This window comes from Streptomyces sp. (genome assembly GCF_019510245.1).
Lineage (GTDB): Bacteria > Actinomycetota > Actinomycetes > Streptomycetales > Streptomycetaceae > Streptomyces.
Genome location: NZ_JAEKKT010000048.1, coordinates 20,891 through 39,056 on the forward strand (window position 1 = coordinate 20,891; position 18,166 = coordinate 39,056).

At 72.5% G+C, this 18,166-nt stretch carries 19 protein-coding genes; 9 read left to right on the forward strand and 10 right to left on the reverse strand.

Features of this window, described 5'->3' with window-relative positions; genetic code table 11:
- Positions 1 to 279 precede the first annotated feature (279 nt).
- Both JF597_RS01730 and otsB read right to left on the reverse strand, forming a co-directional pair.
- On the reverse strand, positions 280 to 1,254 hold the full coding sequence (locus JF597_RS01730) for a ParB/RepB/Spo0J family partition protein (protein WP_293987587.1): 975 nt from the start codon (positions 1,252 to 1,254) through the stop codon (positions 280 to 282).
- Entirely contained in the window at positions 1,251 to 2,165 is a 915-nt protein-coding gene (otsB, locus tag JF597_RS01735; RefSeq protein ID WP_293987590.1) for a trehalose-phosphatase, read from the reverse strand. Before otsB ends, JF597_RS01730 begins: the two co-directional genes overlap by 4 nt.
- A gap of 649 nt (positions 2,166 to 2,814) precedes the next feature.
- On the opposite strand from otsB, the gene JF597_RS01740 reads away from it, so the two are divergent.
- Positions 2,815 to 3,891 carry a helix-turn-helix domain-containing protein gene (locus tag JF597_RS01740; protein ID WP_293987593.1) on the forward strand — a complete coding sequence of 359 codons (1,077 nt, stop codon included), beginning with the start codon at positions 2,815 to 2,817 and terminating at the stop codon, positions 3,889 to 3,891.
- 67 nt (positions 3,892 to 3,958) lie between these two features.
- On the opposite strand, the gene JF597_RS01745 is transcribed toward JF597_RS01740, so the two are convergent.
- Positions 3,959 to 5,203 carry an Ig-like domain-containing protein gene (locus tag JF597_RS01745; RefSeq protein WP_293987595.1) on the reverse strand — a complete coding sequence of 415 codons (1,245 nt, stop codon included), beginning with the start codon at positions 5,201 to 5,203 and terminating at the stop codon, positions 3,959 to 3,961.
- A 221-nt stretch (positions 5,204 to 5,424) separates the two neighbouring features.
- Positions 5,425 to 5,769 carry a hypothetical protein gene (locus tag JF597_RS01750; protein ID WP_293987598.1) on the reverse strand — a complete coding sequence of 115 codons (345 nt, stop codon included), beginning with the start codon at positions 5,767 to 5,769 and terminating at the stop codon, positions 5,425 to 5,427.
- A gap of 109 nt (positions 5,770 to 5,878) precedes the next feature.
- Here JF597_RS01750 and JF597_RS01755 point away from each other — a divergent pair, with 109 nt between their 5' ends.
- On the forward strand, positions 5,879 to 6,196 hold the full coding sequence (locus JF597_RS01755) for a hypothetical protein (protein WP_293987600.1): 318 nt from the start codon (positions 5,879 to 5,881) through the stop codon (positions 6,194 to 6,196).
- A gap of 41 nt (positions 6,197 to 6,237) precedes the next feature.
- Complete coding sequence (locus JF597_RS01760) at positions 6,238 to 7,017, forward strand: hypothetical protein (protein ID WP_293987602.1); 780 nt, start codon at positions 6,238 to 6,240, stop codon at positions 7,015 to 7,017.
- Between the two features lie 128 nt (positions 7,018 to 7,145).
- Here JF597_RS01760 and hutH read toward each other — a convergent pair whose 3' ends face one another.
- The 3 genes from hutH to JF597_RS01775 all read right to left on the reverse strand — a co-directional run bounded on the left by hutH (position 7,146) and on the right by JF597_RS01775 (position 11,028).
- On the reverse strand, positions 7,146 to 8,684 hold the full coding sequence (hutH, locus tag JF597_RS01765) for a histidine ammonia-lyase (RefSeq protein ID WP_293987636.1): 1,539 nt from the start codon (positions 8,682 to 8,684) through the stop codon (positions 7,146 to 7,148).
- A gap of 90 nt (positions 8,685 to 8,774) precedes the next feature.
- Positions 8,775 to 9,920, reverse strand: a complete 1,146-nt coding sequence (locus JF597_RS01770) for a sensor domain-containing diguanylate cyclase (RefSeq protein WP_293987605.1) — start codon at positions 9,918 to 9,920, stop codon at positions 8,775 to 8,777.
- A gap of 313 nt (positions 9,921 to 10,233) precedes the next feature.
- Positions 10,234 to 11,028 (reverse strand): enoyl-CoA hydratase-related protein, encoded by a 795-nt coding sequence (locus JF597_RS01775; protein WP_293987607.1) that lies wholly within the window; start codon positions 11,026 to 11,028, stop codon positions 10,234 to 10,236.
- 213 nt (positions 11,029 to 11,241) lie between these two features.
- On the opposite strand from JF597_RS01775, the gene JF597_RS01780 reads away from it, so the two are divergent.
- Entirely contained in the window at positions 11,242 to 11,799 is a 558-nt protein-coding gene (locus JF597_RS01780) for a hypothetical protein (protein ID WP_293987610.1), read from the forward strand.
- Here the strand turns inward: JF597_RS01780 and JF597_RS01785 are convergent.
- Positions 11,774 to 12,880: an adenylate/guanylate cyclase domain-containing protein gene (locus JF597_RS01785; RefSeq protein ID WP_293987613.1), complete on the reverse strand. Its 1,107-nt coding sequence runs from the start codon at positions 12,878 to 12,880 to the stop codon at positions 11,774 to 11,776. The genes JF597_RS01780 and JF597_RS01785 overlap by 26 nt on opposite strands.
- Positions 12,881 to 13,105: 225 nt before the next feature.
- The gene (locus JF597_RS01790; RefSeq protein WP_293987616.1) at positions 13,106 to 13,981 is read right to left on the reverse strand and encodes a biotin--[acetyl-CoA-carboxylase] ligase; all 876 of its coding nucleotides are present in this window, start codon (positions 13,979 to 13,981) and stop codon (positions 13,106 to 13,108) included.
- Positions 13,982 to 14,091: 110 nt separating this feature from the next.
- On the opposite strand from JF597_RS01790, the gene JF597_RS01795 reads away from it, so the two are divergent.
- The 4 genes from JF597_RS01795 to JF597_RS01810 all read left to right on the forward strand — a co-directional run bounded on the left by JF597_RS01795 (position 14,092) and on the right by JF597_RS01810 (position 16,813).
- On the forward strand, positions 14,092 to 15,684 hold the full coding sequence (locus JF597_RS01795; protein WP_293987618.1) for an acyl-CoA carboxylase subunit beta: 1,593 nt from the start codon (positions 14,092 to 14,094) through the stop codon (positions 15,682 to 15,684).
- A gap of 9 nt (positions 15,685 to 15,693) precedes the next feature.
- On the forward strand, positions 15,694 to 15,906 hold the full coding sequence (locus JF597_RS01800; protein WP_293987620.1) for an acyl-CoA carboxylase epsilon subunit: 213 nt from the start codon (positions 15,694 to 15,696) through the stop codon (positions 15,904 to 15,906).
- A gap of 138 nt (positions 15,907 to 16,044) precedes the next feature.
- Complete coding sequence (locus JF597_RS01805; RefSeq protein ID WP_089099171.1) at positions 16,045 to 16,173, forward strand: morphogenic membrane protein MmpB; 129 nt, start codon at positions 16,045 to 16,047, stop codon at positions 16,171 to 16,173.
- 37 nt (positions 16,174 to 16,210) lie between these two features.
- The gene (locus JF597_RS01810; RefSeq protein ID WP_293987627.1) at positions 16,211 to 16,813 is read left to right on the forward strand and encodes a nucleoside triphosphate pyrophosphatase; all 603 of its coding nucleotides are present in this window, start codon (positions 16,211 to 16,213) and stop codon (positions 16,811 to 16,813) included.
- On the opposite strand, the gene JF597_RS01815 is transcribed toward JF597_RS01810, so the two are convergent.
- Complete coding sequence (locus JF597_RS01815) at positions 16,785 to 17,339, reverse strand: hypothetical protein (RefSeq protein WP_293987629.1); 555 nt, start codon at positions 17,337 to 17,339, stop codon at positions 16,785 to 16,787. The genes JF597_RS01810 and JF597_RS01815 overlap by 29 nt on opposite strands.
- Positions 17,340 to 17,714: 375 nt before the next feature.
- On the opposite strand from JF597_RS01815, the gene JF597_RS01820 reads away from it, so the two are divergent.
- Positions 17,715 to 18,166, forward strand: a 452-nt coding sequence (locus JF597_RS01820) for a biotin carboxylase N-terminal domain-containing protein (protein ID WP_293987632.1), incomplete at its 3' end; no start/stop codon positions are given.

The following is an 18,166-nucleotide window of genomic DNA, read 5'->3' on the forward strand; positions in this document are numbered from 1 at the left end:
GGCACAGCACGGGTGACGGCACGGCCGGGCGGCCCACGGCACAACCCCGGCGGCACAGCACGGGTGACGGCACGGCCGGGCGGCCCACGGCACAACCCCGGCGGCACAGCACGGGTGACGGCACGGCCGGGCGGCCCACGGCACAGCCCCGGCGGCAAAGACGGCCGGCCCACGACGGCCTCCGCACGACGGGCACCCGGGCCCGCGCCGCACCCTCTCAGGTGACGGAGAAGGGCGGCCCGCAGGAGTCTGCGGGCCGCCCTGACGGGGTGAGGAGGGTCAGCCGGTCTGTTCGAGGAGGCCGGCGAAGGCCAGCCACAGGTCGATGTGCTGGTGGACGGCGGCGATCAGCGCGGCTCGGCAGTGGCCGGGCACGGCGTCCGCCAGCAGGGCGCCCTCGGCGCCGAGGAGCGCACGGTTGTCGAGCATCCGCAGCAGGAGCCGGCCGGGGTCCGAGAAGCGGATCGACGGATCGCGGGCGAGCGCGGCGAGCGGGTCCTTGACGAGGACGCGGCGCAGGGCCGGGCGGGCCGGGACGTCGGCGGGAGCGACCGCGGCCAGCGGCGCGGGTTCCCCGGACGCGGCGGTCCGCCGCGCCGGGACCGGGTCCTCGCCCCGCTCCACCCGTGCCCGCACGTCCCGGGCGGTGCCCACCGACACACCGGCGGCGGAGGCGATCCGGCGCAGTGACGCGTCCGGATGCGCGCGCAGATACGCGGCGGCGCGTTCCCGTCCCGCGGAGGGGTCCACGGGACGGGCCCGGCCGTCCCGTCCCACCCGGGTGTTCAACTGGGGCCCGTCCCCGGATGAACGCGTCCGCAGGGTCGCGACGGTCTTCGTGGACAGCCCGGTGGCCTGCGCGATCGCGCGGTTCGACCACTCCGGGTAGGCAGCCAGGACGCGGCGGGCGGCCGCGGAACGCTCCTGCTGGTTGAGCCGCCGCCCGTGGTGCAGGTTCGCCCGCACGGAGGCCACGAACGTCTCCCGCTCGTCGCCGTCGAAGAACCGCACCTCGATCTCGGGGCGGCCGGCCAGCACCGCCGCGGTGAGCCGGTGCATGCCGTCGACGACCCGCAGGGTGCGGCGGTTCACCAGGATCGGGGGCAGTTCGCCGATCTCCATGAGGGATCTGGCGTAGGCCAGGTCCACGTCCTCGGACCGGGGCGAGTCGGCGGGCGCCAGTGCGGCGACCGGCACGCTCTGCACCTGGGCCGGCACCGGGTCCGGCCGGGTGGGGGGTGGGGAAGTGGTCATGGCCGGCGGTCCACGAGCCCTCGGCCGAGGACGGCGAGCAGTGCGGCCACCCCGGCGGGACCGGGCACCCGCAGGTCGCAGTGGTCCCGCAGCTCCGGGACGGCCTCGGCGGGAAGGGCGGGCGCGCTGTAGACGGTGACGGCGGGCAGACCCTGTGCCCGGCGTCCGGTCAGCAGCCGCAGGACCGGGAGGTCGGCGAGGTCGTCACCGGCGTACAGCACGGCGTGCGCGGGCCGTTCGGCGAGGAAGCCGGTCAGGGCCGTGGCCTTGTCGACGCCGTGCGGCCGTACCTCCAGGACCAGGCGGCCCGCCTCCACCCGCAGCCCGAGGTCGTCGGCCAGCGCCCGGACCGGGGGTTCCAGCAGCCGCAGGGCGGCGCCGGGGTCCGGACAGCCGCGGGTGTGCACGCCGATGCTGTGCTCCTTGTCCTCGACACGGGCGCCGGCGCCGTGCCGGGCCAGCAGCGGGGGCAGCCGCCGGCGCAGCCGGTCGATCGCCGGGTGCGGTGCGGGGGTGCGCAGCCGGCCCGTCGCCGAGTCCCAGCGCTGGAGGCCGTAGTGGCCGAGCACCGTGATCCGGGGTGCGCCGGTACCGGTGCGCAGGGCGGCCGCGGCCACCACGTAACCGGCCGGACGGCCGGTCGCGATCACCACGCGCATCCCGTGCCGGGCGAGGGTGACGAGGGCCGCGAGGGCCTGCGGCAGCGGGCGGGCGGTTGCGGGGTCGGTGACGATCGGGGCGAGGGTGCCGTCGAAGTCGACGGCCACGACCGCCTCCGCGGGCCGGTCGAGGAGCGCCCTCAGGCCCTTCGAGGCCGCGGGCGAGATCCCTGCGGAACCGGCCTTGCGCAAGGCCGGCCACAGCTCTTCGTCCGCCGTGCGGACAGGGCGAAGCGATGACGTGCTGGTCATGGTCGTGTCTCCGTTGGCGTCCACATGTGGAAAGACGGGCGCTGAGGCAGCCGGGAACATCAGCGGTCCACGGCCGGTGGCCCTCGCCCGGACGGCCGGCCGCCTGACGGCAGGTCATCGGTCACCGGTGCGGAGGGAGGCGCGGCGGTTCACATTCGCGAGGAGTTCGCATACGCGAGGACCGGGGCCTCGCGTGAGAAGACGTCACATGGATGGGCAGTATCGAAGACACTGGAGATCAGTGCCGGGCGACCGCAGCGGCGCCGCCTTCGGTGCACTTTCGGCCACGATCATGCGGCTGCTGTACATACTCGGACATCCCCCGTCGTGTGTTCACACGCGTTCACACGGACTTCTGCGCAGTGGCGAGTCCACAGGGCGCCGGCCTTCGATGGCCAGGGGAAGTTGTGGCCGATTGGACACAAGCGGCCACCTCCCGGCCCGCGGGCCCCTGCCCACCCGCTCGGGCGCCGCCCGGACGCCGGGCTTCCGGTCCGGGGGTGCGGCCGCCGGCCCGCCGGCCGCACCGCACCGACCTGCGAGGACAACGCCCGTCCGGCATTTCGCACTACCATCCGGCAGATTCGGGAGGTCGGTGCGGACCCTACCCGGACGTACAGAATTCAATGAAGCAAACGGGGAGGAAGATGTGGACAGCAGGCCACCCGGAGACGCGCGACTCATTGACAGATCGGGCGGCTTCTCCACCACGGCCTCGGAGTTACTCGACCAGACCGTCAGCACCCTGACGGCGCTCACGGGTTCGGACATCGCCGCGAGCTACCGGACCCTGGCCGAAACGGACGGTCCGGTTCCATTGGCGGAGGCCGACCGGCGGCTCGGCGGCCAGGGAAGCGCCGGTCGCCTGCTGGATCTGGGTCTCGCGCACGTCCTGCCGCACGACCCGCCGATCCTCGCGGCGGCGGCCCCGGTACCGGCCCTGGAAGCGGCGCTGGCCCACAAACAGCACGAACTCAACGCCCAGTACGACATCGTCGCCCGCTCCCAGCGCGAGGCCGCGCACATCCGCCGGCTCGCGCACCGGCAGGCCCAGGAGGCCACCTCGCACCGGCTCGCCCGGGTGCTCACCGACTCCGACGACATCGCGGCCCTGTCCAACACCATCGGCACGGCGGCCACGGCGGAGCACCTGACGCTGGAGACGTTCCGCTACGACCTGCCCCTGTCGGAGGGCTCCGCGCAGCCGCCCACGGCCGCCTCCATCGCCCGGGGCGTACGGCACCGCAGCATCTACGAGGCCGCCTTCCTGAGCGATCCCGTGGGCGCCGGGATCATCGAGCGCTGCGCCGCGGCCGGCGAGGAGATACGGCTGTTGCCGCGGCTGCAGATGAAGCTGAAGGTCACCGACGGCGCCCAGGCCCTGCTCGCGCTCACCCCGACCGGCTCCAGCGCGGCCCTGCACCTGACCTCGCCGGTCGCCGTGGACGCGCTGCGCCACTACTTCGAGCTGCTGTGGCGCGAGGCCCGGCCGCTCACGCTCTCCGGCTCCTCCGGCAACGGGGACCGGGAGGGACAGCGCCACGAGATCGCGGCGCTGATGCGGCAGGGCCTCAAGGACGAGGCGATCGCCCGGCGCCTCGGGCTCACCCCGCGCACGGTGCGCCGCCGGATCAGCGAGTTCATGGAGGAACTCGCCGCCGAGACCCGCTTCGCCGCGGGCGCCGAGGCCCAGCGCCGCGGCTGGTTCGACGCACCGGCCGAGTAGTTCCCGCGCACGCCGAGGGCGGCCGTCCCCCGCGGGACGGCCGCCCTCCCTACAGGTCTCGGGCGACTCAGACGGCCGAACCGGCCTTCCAGTCGGCCCAGTTCATGTTCCAGCCGTTGAGGCCGTTGTCGGGGGCCACGGTCTTGTCGCCGGTGTGGGAGATGACCACGACGTCACCGATGATCGAGTGGCTGTACATCCAGTAGGCCGGCGTGCTGGTGTCGTTGGCGCCCTTGGTGTCGGACAGGCCCACGCAGCCGTGGCTGGTGTTCACGGCACCGAAGATGGACTTGGCGCCCCAGTAGTTGCCGTGCAGGAAGGTGCCGGAGCTGGTGAGGCGGATGGCGTGCGGCACGTCCTTGATGTCGTACTCGCCCTTGCCGTCGCTGTCGGTGAAGCCCACGGTCGCGCCGTTCATGCGCGTCTCCTTGAACTTCTCGGACATCACCATGACGCCGTTGTACGTCTTGTTGTCGGGCGAACCGGCGGAGATCGGGATGGTCTTGACGGTCTTGCCGTCCTGGGTGACCTTCATCTCCTTGGTCTGGGCGTCGACGTAGGAGACCTGGTTGCGGCCGATGTGGAAGGTGACCGTCTTCTGCTGGACGCCGTAGACACCGGAGGCGCCCTCGACACCGTCGAGCGCCAGCTTCAGCGTGACGGTGGAGTTCTCCTTCCAGTAGTCCTCGGGGCGGCAGTCCATGCGCTGGGTGGAGAACCAGTGGCAGGCGACCTCCTGGCCACTGCTGGAGGTGACCGTGATGCCCTTCTGGACGGCGGCCTTGTTGGCTATCTGCTTGTCGAAGTTGATCGACACGGGCATGCCGACGCCGACGGTCGAGCCGTCCTCGGGGGTGAAGGTGCCTATGAAGCTGTTGGCCGGGGAGACCGTGGTGAACGAGGCGTTCTCGTGCGCGACCAGGCCGGCGGAGTCCTTGGCCTCGGCGGCGACCTTGTAGGTGGTGGACCGCTCCAGCTGGGCGGAGGGCTTCCAGCTGGTCTTGTCCGCGGACAGCGCGCCGGCGACCGCGGTGCCGTCGGCGGTGGTCATGGTGACGCCGGTGAGCGTGCCCTTGCTGACGGTGACGGCCGCGGAGTTGTTGATCGACGCGTTGGCCGAGCCGTCCTTGGGCGTGATGGTGATGTCGGCCTTCGACGACTTCTGGGCCGCGGCCTCGTCCGCCTGGGCCTGTGAGCTCTGGCCGCCGCCGGACGCCTTGTCGTCGCCGCCGGAACACGCCGTGAGCACCAGTACACCGCCGAGCAGTGCGGACGCGGCCACCAGGCCCTTGCGCCGCTTACTGTCCGTCATCACACGCTTCTCCATCGTTGCCGAGTCCGCGAACACACTGAGAGTCCCCGTCAGGAAATCCCAACGCTGCGGCCGCGTCGTCCCGTTCCGCATTCTTCGGATCTGTGGGGCACAACACGCCCACAGGGGCGGCCGGTGCGGGAGGGACCGGCCGCACACCCCCTTGGGACGACGAAACCCCGGGCGGCGGTTGCCGCCCGGGGTCCGGTTCCCCGGATCGCTCAGTCGATGCCGCCCTCTTCGTCGTCGCCGTCGCCATCATCCTCGTCGAGATCCCAGTCCGGCGAATCGGGATCGTAGGAAATCCGCTCGCTGGACCAGGAAGCCTGCTGGAGTTCGACCCCGGGCACCTCGCTGACCAGGTCGAACGGATCCACGAGATAGGCGAGCGCCTCGGCGGTGTCTTCCGTCACAGCGGCCTCGGCCTGGGTCCGCTCCTCGCCGGGCAGGTCGGGATCCTGGGCGATCCGGCGCAGCGCGGCCTTGGTGAGTCCGCCGGTGTCCTCCACCTCGAGGACCAACTCAACCCGAAGCCGCACAAAACGTGATGTCTCTGGAGTGCTCATGGCGGGAGCGTACGACCGAAACCTCCCGTGACTTTCCCGTGACCCGCGATTTTCACTAACATCTGCCCACACGGCCAATTCGCCAGCGTCACAAGGGGATCGATATTCCGTGTCATCCGCTCGCCGCCCGTTGCTGACCGCCACCGCCGCAGGCACGCTCCTGTGCGCGCTGTGGTTCGTTCCGTCCGCCCACGCGTCGCAGGACGCCCAGGCGAGAACCGGCACGTCGGAGAGTACGGCGACCCGGGTCACCCAGCAGGCGAGGGCGCTGTCCGAGGCCACGTCCGAGGCGACCGGGGACGCCACCGGCCTCGCCGACACCGGCAGCCCGGACACCACGCCGTACGTCATCGGCGGCACCCTCTTCCTCGCCGTCGGCGCGGGCTTCGTGGTCTATTCGGTCCGCCGGGAACGCCTGGAGTTCTAAACAACTTGACCACTCTTTGACCGGGGACTCACAGTCCTCCCATGAAGAGATCACAGGGCGCGCGGACCTGCGCCCTCGCCGTCGGCGGCGCGCTGTCCCTCGCCCTCATCACGGGCTGCTCCGACGGGAGTTCCACGGACGCCCCGGGCACCGCGCGCAAGGCGTCGGCCGTCAAGGCACTGAGCGCCGCGCAGTTGAAGCAGCGGATCCTCGCGCGGGGCGAGGTGGACGGCTACAAGGTCAACGCGATCGGCGAGGCCGCGACCCGGAGCACCGTCAGGTCCAGCGACGACAGGTGCCGCCCGCTCGCCTACGTCCTCACCGGTCTCGCCCCGGCCGACCCGGCGTCCGAGATCGGCCGCACGGTACGCGAGGACAAGAAGGACCCGACCGACGACGCGACCTCCCTCGACGCCATGGCCGACGGCAGGTTCGAGAGCGCGCTCAAGGACTCCCTGAACCTCGACATCACCTCCCTCGACCTGTCGTCGTACGACGGCGACGGCGCGCGGCAGGCCCTGCGGGCCCTCTCGGCCGCCCTCCAGAACTGCACCACGGGCTTCACGGGCGGCACCTCCGACGACGAACAGAAGGTCACGGAGGTCACGCCGGCCAAGGCGTCGGGATCGGGCGACGAGTCGATAGCCTTCACCGCCACCACCGACATGGACGGCGACAAGGGCCCGCTCCACGCGGAGGTGGTCCGCTACGGCAACACGGTCGCCACGTACTTCACGATGAACATCGGCGCGATGATGACCGGCAAGACGTACACGGTCCCACCGGCGGTGATCAAGGCCCAGTCGGCCAAGCTGAAGTAGGACGCGAACTCCCCGCGCCCCTTCGGGAAGGGGCGCGGGAAGAAACCAAGGAGCGCTGGGGGTGCCCCCGGCCGAAGGCCGGGGGCGGAACTGCGCGACCAACCCGCCAGGCACCGGCGGCCGAACGATTACCGCAACGCCCCCGTCACCTTCTCCGCGGCCGCGACAACGCCCCCGCTCCGCACGAACTCCTCCGCCGCAGCGAGGTCGGGAGACAGGAACCGGTCGGGCCCGGGCCCCTGCACCCCCGCGGAGCGCACCGCCTCGATCACGGCCCGGGACGCCGGCGCCGGCGCCAGGCCCTCCCGCAACTCGACGGCCCGGGTGGCCGCATACAGCTCCACGGCGATGATCCGCGTCAGGTTGCCCACGGCCGTCCGCAGCTTGCGCGCGGCCGACCACCCCATCGACACGTGGTCCTCCTGCATCGCCGAGGACGGGATCGAGTCGGCCGACGCCGGAACGGCCAGCCGCTTCAACTCGCTGACCAGCGCCGCCTGCGTGTACTGCGCGATCATCAGCCCCGAGTCCACGCCCGCGTCGTCCGCCAGGAACGGCGGCAGCCCGTGGCTGCGGTTCTTGTCCAGCAGCCGGTCCGTCCGCCGCTCGGCGATGGACCCGAGGTCGGCCACCGCGATGGCGAGGAAGTCGAGGACGTAGGCGACCGGCGCGCCGTGGAAGTTGCCGTTGGACTCGACCCGGCCGTCGGGCAGTACCACCGGGTTGTCGACCGCCGACGCCAGCTCCCGCTCGGCCACCAGCCGCGCATGCGCGAGCGTGTCCCGTCCGGCCCCGGCGACCTGCGGGGCACACCGCACCGAGTACGCGTCCTGGACACGCGGCGCGTCGTCCTGGTGGTGCCCGGTGAGCTGGGAACCCTGGAGCACCGCGAGCATGTTGGCGGCGCTGTCGCCCTGTCCCGGGTGCGGCCGGATGGCGTGCAGCTCCGGCGCGAGCACCTTGTCCGTACCGAGCAGCGCCTCGAGGCTCAACGCGGCCGTGACGTCGGCCGACTTGTAGAGCATGTCGAGGTCGGCGAGGGCCATGACCAGCATGCCGAGCATGCCGTCGGTGCCGTTGAGGAGGGCCAGGCCTTCCTTCTCGCGCAGTTCGACGGGGGCGATCCCGTGCTCGGCGAGCAGCTCACCGGCGGGCCGTACCACCCCGTCGGGGCCTTCGGCGTCCCCCTCGCCCATGAGCGTGAGGGCGCAGTGCGAGAGCGGGGCGAGGTCCCCGGAGCAGCCCAGGGAACCGTACTCGTGCACGACCGGGGTGATACCGGCGTTCAGCACGTCGGCCATGGTCTGCGCGACCTCGGGACGCACACCGGTGTGTCCGGAGCAGACGGTCTTCAGCCGCAGGAACATCAGGGCCCGTACGACCTCGCGCTCCACCCGCGGCCCCATGCCGGCCGCGTGCGAGCGGACGATGTTGCGCTGCAACTGGGCGCGCAGCTCCGGGCTGATGTGCCGGGTCGCCAGGGCCCCGAAGCCGGTGCTGACGCCGTAGACCGGGTCCGGCTTGGCCGCCAGTGCGTCCACGATCTCGCGGGCCGCCGCGAGCGCCGCGACCGCCTCCGCGGAGAGTTCGATCCGGGCGCCGCCGCGCGCCACGGCGAGAACGTCGGACGCGGTGACACCGGACGTCCCCACCACCACAGTGTGCATATCCATATTCAGGAGCGTACGCAGTGAATGCGGGCGCTGTCACTACTGGGGCACGGGGTTGCCCCTTACTTGTACATCACAGTCCGGACCTCACAGCCCCCGGCGGCCGCGGAAGCTCCGGCGCTCGGCCCGCTCCGGCGGCGGCGCGTCGGCCAGCCGCACCACGGGGTCGTCGGGCCCCTCCCGCCCGGCCACCACCGGCCGCTCGGCGCGCAGCGCCTTGGCCCGGTACTGGGCCGCGTCGGCGAGCCGGAACAGCCGCCGTCCCGAGTGCACCGGCCCGATCGGGTCGGCGGTCGAGGCGACCCCGCACGCCACCCCCTCGCCCAGCTCCAACTCCCCTGCCCGGCGGCAGAGTTCGCCGGCCGCCTTGACCACGTCGTCGGCCGGTGGGCCGACCGCGAGCAGACAGAACTCGTCCCCGCCGAGCCGCGCGGCCAGCGCGCCCGGAAGCATCGCCCCGCACAGCGACAGCACCGAGCCGAAGCGTTCCAGGAGACGGTCGCCGACGGCGTGCCCGCGGGTGTCGTTGACCTTCTTCAACCCGTTGAGATCGCAGACGGCGAGGCTGACCACGACCCCTTCCGCGCGGTGCTGCTCGATCGCCTCGTCGAGCCGTACGTCGACGGCACGGCGGTTGGCGAGCCCGGTGAGGGCGTCGGTGAAGGCGAGCATGCGCGCCTCCTCCAGCCGCTCGGTCTGCGCGATCCCGGCGGCGACGACGGAGGCGAGGACGGTGGCGAAGTCGGCGTCGGCGCGGCCGAAGACGGGGGCGCGGACGGCGCGGGCCACGTACAGCTCGCCCCACGCCCTGCCGTGCAGCACGATCGGGGCGACCAGGCAGCAGCCGCGGCCCCGGCGGCGCAGGGCGGCGACCCGCTGGTGGGAGTAACCGGGGCGGCCGGCGGCGGGGCCCTCGGCCGTCTCGACCCAGGCGTTGGGGCCGCCGCCGCCCGCCCAGCGCTCGTGGAGGAACTCGGTGATCTCCGGGAACTGGTGCACCGGGTAGGCCTCGCCCTCCGGGAACTCCTCCTCGTCCGGGGCACGCTCCCCGACGTTCACGAGGACCCGGAGCCGGCCGAGCTCGCGCTCCCAGACGGAGAGCGCGGCGAAGCTGCCGTCCAGCGCACGGCAGGCGCCGGCCGCGGCGGCGTGCCAGCACTCACGGGGGGTGTGAGCCGCGGCCATGCCCTGAGCCAGCGCGACGACGGCTGCCAGCCGGTTGTCCTCACCCATTACTCCAGGTTAGGGAGGATTTGCTCTATTCGGGACATTGGCGGGGCGAACAGGTGCTGCCGGGCGGGTGCGTCGTTGCGGACCGCGGCCCGGTGGGGGCTGGTCGCGCAGCTCCTCCCCCAGCGCCCCTAAACGACAAAGACATAGCTGCGGGCAGTCGTGCCTCCCTCCGTGCCTTGAGGGCCTGGGAGGTGCCCCCAGGGCGGCACGGGTGGGCGATGCGCGTCCCCCCGCGCGAGCGAAGCCGAGCGTGGGGGAGGCACCCTGCCGGCGCCGGTAAGCGTCCCCACCCCCGCCCCGGCCCACCCGCGCGTCACTCCCCCGGCCACTCCGGCGGACGCTTCTCGTTGAACGCCGCCACGCCCTCCGCCCGGTCCCCGGAGAAGGCCACCGTCCGCCACGCCGCGTCCTCGACCTCCAGCCCCGTCCGCAGGTCGAGCCCGTGCCCCAGCCGCAGCGCCCGCTTCGCCGCCCGCAGCCCCACCGGCGAGTTCGCCGCCATCCGCGCCGCCAGCTCCAGCGCCGCCTCGCCGTCCCGCCCCGCCTCCACCAGCTCGTCGACCAGGCCCAGCGCACGCGCCTCCGGCGCCTCCACCCGCCGCGCCGAGAAGACCAGCTCGGCCGCCCGCGCCGCCCCCACCCGGCGCGGCAGCAGCTGCGTACCGCCGCCACCGGGGATCACGCCCACCGACACCTCCGGCAGGCCCACCACGGCCGTGCCGTCGGCCACGATCACGTCGCAGGACAGCGCCAGTTCGAAGCCCCCGCCGAGCGCGTAGCCGTGCACGGCGGCGATCGTCGGCATCGGCAGCTCCAGCACGCCGGTGTACGCCCCGCGCGACAGCGGCCGTGACCGGAGCAGCTCCGCGTCGCTCATCGCGTTGCGCTCCTTCAGGTCGGCGCCGACACAGAACGCCCGCTCGTGCGAGGAGGTCAGCACGACCACCCGGGCGTCCCCGTCGGCGCCCAGCGCGGCGCACGCGGCGATGATCGAGCGGGCCATCGCCGTCGACACCGCGTTCATCGCCTTGGGCCGGTCCAGCACGAGTTCCGCGACGTGCCCGTGCCGCCGTACCAGCACGAACTCCCCGTACCGCTCCTCGCTCATGTCAGTCACCCTCCGCTCGACCCGGCTACGGGTTAACGCCTGTTAACTCCCCGATCATCGCAGCCGGGGCAGGCCGGAGGAAAGGGGCACCGGCCGGTCGCGAACACCCTCGTTCGAGTGACATCCCGGGAGACTCCCGGCGCACGCCCCACGGGAGCGCATAACGTGCGCTCGCCACGGCGCATCGGGGGCGCGCAGCGGGGAGGGAACCTCATGACAGGAATGTCGGCAGCCGGTCGGCGGGGACGACACCGCAAGCCCCGCCCCCGCAAGCTGCTGTTCGCCGCCGGAGGGCTGGCGCTGGCCGCCGGTACGCTCAGCCTCGTACGGGTCACGTCGGACGGCGGCGGCGTCGGCGCGCCCGGCACGGCGGAGGCGGAGCCCCGCCTCGATCCGACCGCCGCCGCCACGGACCGCTCCGCGAACGCGGCCGCCACCGTCGGCACGCTCCTCAGAGCGACGCCCTCGGCGGCCACCGTCATAGGCGGCGAGAGCACGGCCCCGACGGCCACCGCATCCGCTACGGCCACCGCGTCGCCGGCCTCCGGCTCGCCCACCGCGCTGCCCGGCCCCGGCACCGGCACGGTGCCGACCACCATCCCGACGGCCCCGGCCCGGCCGCCGAGCACTCCGCCGCCACCGGCCGCGAGCCCCTCGCCCACCCCGACGCCATCGCCCAGCGCCCATCAGCCCGGCATCGGGGTCTGCCTGCCGGTCGTCGGTCTGTGCGTGGACCCGCTCGCGGCTACGGCTCCCCGTCCCGGCGGGTGAGCAGCCACGGCTCCACGACGCCGAGGCCACGCACCGGGCGCTGCCACATCGGCTGGAGCGCGAAGCGGTACGTCGGGGGCTCCTCGCCCTCCTTCTCGGCGGTCGCCGCCTCCTCCGCGGCGGCCGCCTCCGAGGCCGGCGCCTCCCCGACCCGGATCAGCTCCTCCGCGAACGCGCTGTCGACGAGCACGGCGTCGCGCGGGGCTATCGAGGTGAGGCGGGAGGCGAGGTTCACGGTCGTACCGAAGACATCGCCCATTCGGGTGGTCACCGTGCCGAAGGCCATGCCGACCCGCAGCTCCGGCATCGTCTCGTCGTTCGCCATGGTCTCGACCAGGCGCAGCGCGATGTCGGCGGCGGTACCGGCGTCGTCGGCGACGTACAGGACCTCGTCGCCGAGGGTCTTGATGAGCCGGCCGCCGCGGGCCGCCACCAGGTCGGCGGCGGTCGTCTCGAAGGCCTCGACCAGCTCGCCGAGTTCCTCCTCCTCCATGCGCCGGGTCAGCCGGGTGAACCCCACGAGGTCGGCGAAGCCGACGGCGAGGCGGCGGTCGACCATCTCCTCGTCGTCGGTGGCCTGCACGACCCGGCCGGCCGACGCGGCGAGCTGGCGGCGCCACACGTAGACGAGGAACTCCTCCAGCTCGGGCAGGAGCAGTTCGACGATCGGGTACGTCACCTCGGTGCGCGTCATGCCCGGCTCGGGCGGCTCGGTCAGGCCCTCCAGGAAGGAATCCATCTGCCACTCCGCCAGACGGGCGGTGGTCTGTCCCGTGGACCGCGCCACCTGCACGGCCATGGCCTCACTGAGCAGCCCCGCCTCCACGAGGCCGGCGAGGCGGCGCAGGGCCAGCACGTCGGCCTCCGTCAGCGCCTTGGCCTGCCCGATGTCCGCGAAGCCCATCGCCCGCCAGAACCGCGACGCCAGCTCCATGGAGACGCCGGCGCTGCGGGCCGCCTGAAAGGGGGTGTAGCGGCGCTCGGCCCCTAGGATCAGGCCTTCGAGACGCAGCGCGAGGGGGTCCTCGCCGGAGTCGGCGGCGTCCGCGCCCTCGCCGGAGCCCGTGTCGTCGACGGTCACGCCTGCTGCCCTTCCGATCTACCGCGGTCGCATACCGACCGGCCTCAACTCTACGGCAGCTGTGCGGTAGCTCACTTCGTGAGGTAAGCCGACATCGGGGTGGTGAGGGGTCGATTTTCGGGTGCGGGTGAGTGGGGGCTGGTCGCGCAGTCCTCGCGCCCCTGACGGGGCGCTTCACAGCCACCCTGCCGGCGCCGGTAAGCGTCCCCACCCCCACCCCAGCCCTCACGCAGGCCGCAGATGCACGATGTCCCCCGCCCCCACCGGCTCCTGCACGCCCTCCTTCGTGGCGATCACCAGTCGCCCGTCGCCGTCGATCGCCACCGCCTCCCCCACCAGCGACCGGTCTCCGGGCAGTTCCGCCCGCACCGACCGCCCCAGCGTCGCGCAGCCCGCCGCGTACGCCTCCTGGAGCCCGCTCACGCCCGGATCGCCGCCCGCCGCGCGCCAGCGCCCGTACCAGTCCTCCAGGGACCGCAGGACGGCCCTCAGCAGCGTCTCCCGGTCCGTGCTCACCGCCCCGGCCAGCGCCAGCGAACCGGCCTGCGGCACCGGCAGCTCCGCCGCGCGGAGCGTGACGTTGATGCCGACGCCGACCACCACTCCGTCCTCACCTGCCCGCTCCGCGAGAATGCCACCGGCCTTGCGCTCCTCGTCACCGACGGTGACGAGGAGGTCGTTCGGCCACTTGAGCGCCGTGTCGACGCCCGCGCCCCGCGCCAGCCCCGTCGCCACCGCCACCCCCGTGAGCAGCGGCAGCCAGCCCCAGCGGGCCACCGGCACCTCGGCCGGCTTCAGCAGCACCGAGAAGAACAGGCCCGAGCGGGCCGGCGCCGTCCACTGCCGGTCCAGCCGGCCCCGCCCCGCCGTCTGCTCCTCGGCGACCAGCACCGCACCCTCGTCGGCGTCCCCGGCGACGGCCCGCGCCACGAGATCCGAATTGGTGGAGCCGGTACGGCCCACGACCTCGATGTCGCAGTACAGACCCCCGTGGCCGCCGTCCCGTACCAGGGCCCTGCGCAACCCCGCCCCGTTCAGCGGTGGACGGTCCAGGTCGGACCAACGATTGTTGTTCGCATCTGCTGCATCTCGGGGCGTCATGCAAGCCACCCTAGGTGTGTTGTACGCCGCACTGCCGTTTGGTAGGCACCCCACTACGCTACGGATGAGTAACCGTCCCCCCTTTTGAGCAGGCAGGGAGCCGCATCCCGATGTCCGAGCCGGAAGAGATCGACATTCACACGACCGCGGGGAAGCTCGCGGATCTCCAGCGCCGTGTCCACGAAGCGACACACGCCGGTTCGGAGCGCGCCGTCGAGAAGCAGCACGCCAAGGGCAAGCTGACGGCCCGTGAGCGGATCGAGCTGCTCCTCGACGAGGGCTCCTTCATCGAGCTGGACGAGTTCGCCCGGCACCGCTCCACCAACTTCGGCCTGGAGCGGAACCGCCCCTACGGGGACGGCGTCGTCACCGGGTACGGCACGGTCGACGGCCGTCCCGTCGCGGTCTTCTCGCAGGACTTCACCGTCTTCGGCGGCGCCCTCGGCGAGGTGTACGGCCAGAAGATCGTCAAGGTCATGGACTTCGCCCTGAAGACCGGCTGCCCGGTCATCGGCATCAACGACTCCGGCGGCGCCAGGATCCAGGAGGGGGTCGCCTCCCTCGGCGCGTACGGCGAGATCTTCCGCCGCAACACCCACGCGAGCGGCGTGATCCCGCAGATCTCGCTCGTCGTCGGCCCCTGCGCGGGCGGCGCCGTGTACTCCCCGGCCATCACGGACTTCACGGTCATGGTCGACCAGACGTCCCACATGTTCATCACCGGCCCGGACGTCATCAAGACGGTCACCGGCGAGGACGTCGGCTTCGAGGAGCTGGGCGGCGCCCGCACCCACAACTCCGTCTCCGGCGTGGCCCACCACATGGCCGGCGACGAGAAGGACGCCGTCGAGTACGTCAAGCAGCTGCTGTCGTACCTGCCGTCCAACAACCTCTCCGAGGCCCCGGTCTTCCCCGAGGAGGCCGACCTCACGGTCACCGACGAGGACCGCGAGCTGGACACCCTGGTCCCGGACAGCGCGAACCAGCCGTACGACATCCACACGGTGATCGAACACGTCCTCGACGACGGCGAGTTCTTCGAGACGCAGGCCCTGTTCGCCCCGAACATCGTCACCGGCTTCGGCCGCGTGGAGGGGCACCCGGTCGGCATCGTCGCCAACCAGCCGATGCAGTTCGCCGGCTGCCTGGACATCAAGGCCAGCGAGAAGGCCTCCCGCTTCGTCCGCACCTGCGACGCCTTCAACGTCCCGGTCCTCACCTTCGTCGACGTCCCCGGCTTCCTGCCCGGCGTCGACCAGGAGCACGACGGCATCATCCGGCGCGGCGCCAAGCTGATCTACGCTTACGCCGAGGCCACCGTCCCGCTCATCACCGTCATCACCCGCAAGGCCTTCGGCGGCGCCTACGACGTCATGGGCTCCAAGCACCTGGGCGCCGACCTCAACCTCGCCTGGCCCACCGCCCAGATCGCCGTCATGGGCGCCCAGGGCGCCGTCAACATCCTGCACCGCCGCACCATCGCGGAGGCCGAGGCCTCAGGAGAGGGTGAGGCCACCCGCGCGCAGCTCATCCGGGAGTACGAGGACACCCTCCTCAACCCCTACACGGCAGCCGAACGCGGCTACGTCGACGCCGTCATCATGCCGTCGGACACCCGCCGCCACGTCGTACGGGGGCTGCGCCAGCTCCGCACCAAGCGCGAGACCCTGCCCCCGAAGAAGCACGGCAACATCCCCCTGTAAGGAGCCGCTGTGACGATCAAGGTCATACGGGGCAACCCGACCCCGGAGGAACTGGCCGCCGCCCTGGCGGTCGTCAGGGCCCGCGCAGCGGCGATTGCGGCGGCCGTCCCCGAGCACGCCCCGGGAACGAAGGACGCCTGGTCCGACCCGTCCCGCATCGCCCGCCAACGCCTCCCCCAACCGAGCCAGAGCGCGTGGACCCGCACCTACTGGCCGGCCTAGGAGCCACAGCCCCAGGGGCGCTGGGGTACCCCCGGCCGAAGGCCGGGGGAGGAACCGCGCACCGAAGCGGAACCCCGGGCCCCAATCTGAGTACCCCTACTCAGGCGCCCGGGGTCGGCCAAGCCCCACGCTGGTGACATGCTGTGGTCGGACCCCGAAGACGAGCCGCCGAAGGACCTGCAGGACATGCAGAACACCCTCCGGCGGCTCGGCATCTTCCTGGCCCTGGTGATGGTCGTCCTGATGATCGTGCTCGGCGTGAGGTGAGCGACCCTCTGTCGGCCCCCACCGATACGCTGCCCCCATGCGCAGACTCGTCCTCGCCTCCCAGTCCCCCGCCCGGCTGAACCTCCTGCGCCAGGCGGGTCTCGCCCCCGAGGTGATCGTGAGCGGCGTCGACGAGGACGCCGTCACCGCCCCCACCCCCGCCGACCTGGCCCTCGCCCTCGCGGAGGCGAAGGCGTCCGTCGTCGCCGCCCGTCCCGACGTCCAGGGTGCGATCGTCATCGGCTGCGACTCCGTGCTGGACCTCGACGGCCAGGCCCTGGGCAAGCCGGCCGACGCCGAGGAGGCCACCGCCCGCTGGAAGGCGATGCGCGGCCGGGTCGGCACCCTGCAGACCGGCCACTGCGTCTGGGACACGGCGAGCAAGCGCTGGGTGTCGGCGACCGCGTCCACGGTCGTACGGTTCGGCGAGCCCACCGACGAGGAGATCGCCGCGTACGTCGCCACCGGCGAACCCCTCTACGTGGCGGGAGCGTTCACCCTGGACGGCCGCAGCGCGCCGTTCGTGGAGGGCATCGACGGCGACCACGGCAACGTGATCGGCATCAGCCTGCCCCTGGTGCGCCGACTCCTGGCGGAGCTCGGCGTGGGCATCACGGAGTTGTGGGCGCCGGCGGAGTGAACGGCCCGGCGGGCGGCGTGTCGTTCTTCGCCTCCGCCCCCGGAGCCTGCGCCGGCTCTGCCTCCGCGTCGCTCACGGGTCCGGAACCGCCCTCGTCCCCGCCGTCGGCCTCCGCCCCGGACCCGCCCGCGCCGTCCACCCGGTCGTACGTCATCAGCAGCAGTACGACGAGCGCGAGGACGACCACCATGAACAGGAACGCCCGCCACCCGATCAGCCCCCACGACACGGCGCCCAGGAGGGCGTGCACGACCGCCACACTGATCAGCAGCACCCGGCCGAGGCCGGCGGGCGGCCGGTTGCGGATGGCGACCAGCAGGGCCACCAGGCCGCACAGCGCGAAGTAGAGGCCGAACACCACGGCGCCGGCCTTCGCCGACACCGACATCCGGTCCGGGTCGAGACCGGCCAGGGACATGTCCTGACGGTCGACGACCACTCCCATGAACCAGTTGAGTGCCGCGATGCCCAACGCCTCGGCGAAGAGTATGACCGCCACGACCAACGCCACCGGTCTGCGCACCACCGGTCCCCACCCACTTTCGTCCCCGACCCCGGCCGAACCGGTGTTACTTGAAGTTCGTTCAAGACATCGCGAACGCTACTAACGGGTAAACCCGGGGACAAGGGTCAGGTCGGTAGCAAAGAAACGTTGGGCCATTCGTAGGGACTCAACAAAGAAACGGAGTGGGGCGCGGCACGCTCTCACAGAGACCTTGGCCACATGACGGGGCTAGGGTTTCCCGAAGGAGTCCTGCGTACCGAGGTGCGACAAGGGATTTCGCGGGTCGGGTGAGCTTCGCATCACGCTCCGTGTGGGCAAGGTCACCATTGGGGACGGGTCGAAGTGCCGTGTCGGCAGTCCCTAAACTCGGCTTGTTTCAAGGAGGGAGCCTCAATCGTGCGCAAGGTGCTCATCGCCAACCGTGGCGAAATCGCTGTCCGCGTGGCCCGGGCCTGCCGGGACGCGGGGATCGCGAGCGTGGCCGTCTACGCGGACCCGGACCGGGACGCTCTGCATGTCCGCGCCGCGGATGAGGCGTTCGCCCTGGGCGGTGACACCCCCGCCACCAGCTACCTGGACATCCAGAAGGTGCTCAACGCCGCCCGCGAAGCAGGCGCGGACGCCGTCCACCCGGGCTACGGGTTCCTCTCCGAGAACGCCGAGTTCGCGCAGGCGGTCCTGGACGCGGGCCTGACCTGGATCGGCCCGCCGCCGTCCGCGATCCGCGACCTCGGCGACAAGGTCGCGGCCCGGCACATCGCCCAGCGCGCCGGCGCCCCGCTGGTGGCCGGCACCCCGGACCCGGTGAGCGGTGCGGACGAGGTCGTGGCCTTCGCCGAGGAGCACGG

Excerpts from the sequence above, each read along its gene's own strand:
- JF597_RS01730 (WP_293987587.1), bottom strand. The coding sequence starts at position 1,254 with ATGACCACTTCCCCACCCCCCACCCGGCCGGACCCGGTGCCGGCCCAG.
- otsB (WP_293987590.1), bottom strand. The coding sequence starts at position 2,165 with ATGACCAGCACGTCATCGCTTCGCCCTGTCCGCACGGCGGACGAAGAG.
- JF597_RS01745 (WP_293987595.1), bottom strand. The coding sequence starts at position 5,203 with ATGACGGACAGTAAGCGGCGCAAGGGCCTGGTGGCCGCGTCCGCACTG.
- JF597_RS01750 (WP_293987598.1), bottom strand. The coding sequence starts at position 5,769 with ATGAGCACTCCAGAGACATCACGTTTTGTGCGGCTTCGGGTTGAGTTG.
- JF597_RS01760 (WP_293987602.1), top strand. The coding sequence starts at position 6,238 with ATGAAGAGATCACAGGGCGCGCGGACCTGCGCCCTCGCCGTCGGCGGC.
- hutH (WP_293987636.1), bottom strand. The coding sequence starts at position 8,684 with ATGCACACTGTGGTGGTGGGGACGTCCGGTGTCACCGCGTCCGACGTT.
- JF597_RS01770 (WP_293987605.1), bottom strand. The coding sequence starts at position 9,920 with ATGGGTGAGGACAACCGGCTGGCAGCCGTCGTCGCGCTGGCTCAGGGC.
- JF597_RS01775 (WP_293987607.1), bottom strand. The coding sequence starts at position 11,028 with ATGAGCGAGGAGCGGTACGGGGAGTTCGTGCTGGTACGGCGGCACGGG.
- JF597_RS01780 (WP_293987610.1), top strand. The coding sequence starts at position 11,242 with ATGACAGGAATGTCGGCAGCCGGTCGGCGGGGACGACACCGCAAGCCC.
- JF597_RS01790 (WP_293987616.1), bottom strand. The coding sequence starts at position 13,981 with ATGACGCCCCGAGATGCAGCAGATGCGAACAACAATCGTTGGTCCGAC.
- JF597_RS01795 (WP_293987618.1), top strand. The coding sequence starts at position 14,092 with ATGTCCGAGCCGGAAGAGATCGACATTCACACGACCGCGGGGAAGCTC.
- JF597_RS01805 (WP_089099171.1), top strand. The coding sequence starts at position 16,045 with ATGCTGTGGTCGGACCCCGAAGACGAGCCGCCGAAGGACCTGCAGGAC.
- JF597_RS01810 (WP_293987627.1), top strand. The coding sequence starts at position 16,211 with ATGCGCAGACTCGTCCTCGCCTCCCAGTCCCCCGCCCGGCTGAACCTC.